Raw genomic sequence first — 2,358 nt, 5'->3', positions numbered from 1 at the left:
AAGACTTAAAAATGCTTTACGATTTAGCAGATGCACTTGGAGCTCAAATAGCTGGAACTAGACCAACTATAGAATGTGGATGGGTAGATCCAAGAAGACAAATAGGACTTAGTGGTAGAACTGTAAAACCAAAATTAATAATAACTTGTGGTGTATCAGGAGCAGTACAATTTGTCGCTGGTATGAAGGGTTCTGATTATATAATAGCTATAAACCAAGATGAAAAAGCACCTATATTTGACGTGGCTCACTTAGGTATTATAGGGGATATATATGAAATAATGCCTAAATTAACAGAAAAAATAAATGCTATGAAAAAAGAAACTCAAGAAAAAGTAGCACAAATGGCAAAATAGGGGGTAGATGAAAATGTACAAAAAGATAGATCAAAAAGATATAGATTTTTTACTAACTGTTTTAGATAAAGAAGATGTAATAGTAGGGGATGACATAAGCGAAGATTACGCTCATGATGAATTAGCTGGAGAAATAAAATATCCTGAAGTATTAGTATTTGTTCATACTACAGAACAAGTTTCAAAAATAATGAAATACGCTTATGAAAACAATATACCAGTAACACCTAGAGGACAAGGTACTGGACTTTGTGGAGCATCAGTTGCCCTTTACGGAGGTATAATGTTATGCTTAACTAAGATGGATAAAATATTAGAATTAGATGAAGAAAACTTAACTGTAACAGTTGAACCAGGAGTTCTTCTAATGACTATAGCTCAATATGTAGAGGAACACGACTTATTCTACCCACCAGATCCAGGTGAAAAAAGTGCTGCTATAGGTGGTAATATAAACACTAATGCAGGTGGTATGAGAGCTGTTAAATACGGAGTTACAAGAGATTATGTAAGAGGATTAGAATGTGTACTTCCAAATGGTGAAATAATAAATGTAGGTGGAAAAGTAGTTAAAAACTCTTCTGGATTTGCTATAAAAGATTTAATAGTAGGATCAGAAGGACAACTTGCTATAGTAACTAAAGCAATATTAAAATTACTTCCATTACCTAAAAAAGCAATAAGCTTATTAATACCATTCCCAGACTTAGCACTTGCTATAGATACAGTACCTAAAATAATAAAATCAAAATCTATACCAACTGCTATAGAATTTATGGAAAGAGAAGCAATAGTTGGAGCTGAAGAATTCTTAGGTAAAAAATTCCCAGACAACTCTTCAAATGCTTACTTACTATTAAAATTCGATGGTAACTCAACTGAAGAAATAGAAAGAGAATACGAAAATGTAGCTAAGCTTTGCCTAGAATGTGGAGCATACGATGTATTAATAGCAGATACAGACGAAAGAAATGAATCAATTTGGTCTGCAAGAGGGGCTTTCCTTGAAGCCTTCAAAGCAAGCAGTGAGATAGATGAATGCGACGTTGTTGTTCCAAGAGATAAGGTTGCAGAATTCGTTAGATTTACACACGATATACAAGACGAAGTAGGTCTTAGAATAAAGAGCTTCGGACATGCTGGTGACGGTAACCTACATGTTTATCCACATAAAGATGATCTAGACGATGCGACATGGCATGAAAGACTTGACAAAACATTTGATTTAATGTTTGCAAAGGCTAGAGAATTAAACGGTGAAGTTTCTGGTGAACATGGTGTAGGATATGCTAAGAGTTCTTATTTTAAAGAATCTAAGAGTGAAACTTATATAAATATATTAAAAGGTATAAAAGCTGCATTTGACCCTAAAAATATATTAAATCCAGGAAAAGTATATAATTAATAAAAAAATAAAACTAATAAACTAAAAATAAGACTCCATAAATTTATAATTTAAAATATATGATATAATAAAAAAAGTCTACATAATTGAATGTAGGCTTTTTTTGTAACACATAAGAAATTACATTGTACTTATATAAATTTAAAATTGTTGAAAATATAGTAGGAGATTTGTTTTATGAAAGAAAGTTATTTAATGATATTGCTAGAAAAAGCGAGTTTAATTGTAGTATTATTTTTATTAATTAGTAAACTCAAAATTTTTAAGAGGATATTTGAAAAGGAAAAATACGATAAAAAGGATTTATTTGTAATTGCTGCTGTATTTACGCTGCTTTCTATATTAGGTACTTACAATGGTGTAGTTTATAAGGGCTCAATTTTAAATACTAGAATTATAACTATTGTATCTGGAGGGGTATTGTTTGGACCTTTTGTAAGTATTCCAGCTGGAATTATATCTGGTCTGCATAGATTTTTAATGTATCCTGAGAGTATGACGGCTATTCCGTGTTTTATATCTAGTATTTGCGCAGGGATTTTATCTGGATTGTTCTATAAGAAAATTCCTGTGAAGCTTAGGGGAATTTATGGAATT

General features: G+C 31.3%; 3 protein-coding genes. All 3 read left to right on the top strand.

Going from position 1 to position 2,358, the window contains the following annotated elements; genetic code table 11:
- Nucleotides 1-356, top strand: a 356-nt coding sequence (locus ACI3VO_RS15205) for an electron transfer flavoprotein subunit alpha/FixB family protein (protein ID WP_439758731.1), incomplete at its 5' end; no start/stop codon positions are given.
- A gap of 13 nt (nt 357-369) precedes the next feature.
- Nucleotides 370-1,761: an FAD-binding oxidoreductase gene (locus tag ACI3VO_RS15200; protein ID WP_439758730.1), complete on the top strand. Its 1,392-nt coding sequence runs from the start codon at nt 370-372 to the stop codon at nt 1,759-1,761.
- A gap of 177 nt (nt 1,762-1,938) precedes the next feature.
- Nucleotides 1,939-2,358: LytS/YhcK type 5TM receptor domain-containing protein (locus ACI3VO_RS15195; RefSeq protein ID WP_439758729.1), on the top strand; the 420-nt coding region annotated here is incomplete at its 3' end.

The organism is Intestinibacter sp., assembly GCF_051866655.1.
Lineage (GTDB): Bacteria > Bacillota > Clostridia > Peptostreptococcales > Peptostreptococcaceae > Intestinibacter.
The sequence above is the reverse complement of the archived record's forward strand: the minus strand, read 5'-3'. Positions and strand labels throughout refer to the sequence as shown.

What these genes read in the sequence shown, in the direction of transcription:
- ACI3VO_RS15200 (WP_439758730.1), top strand. Translation starts at nt 370, where the DNA reads ATGTACAAAAAGATAGATCAAAAAGATATAGATTTTTTACTAACTGTT.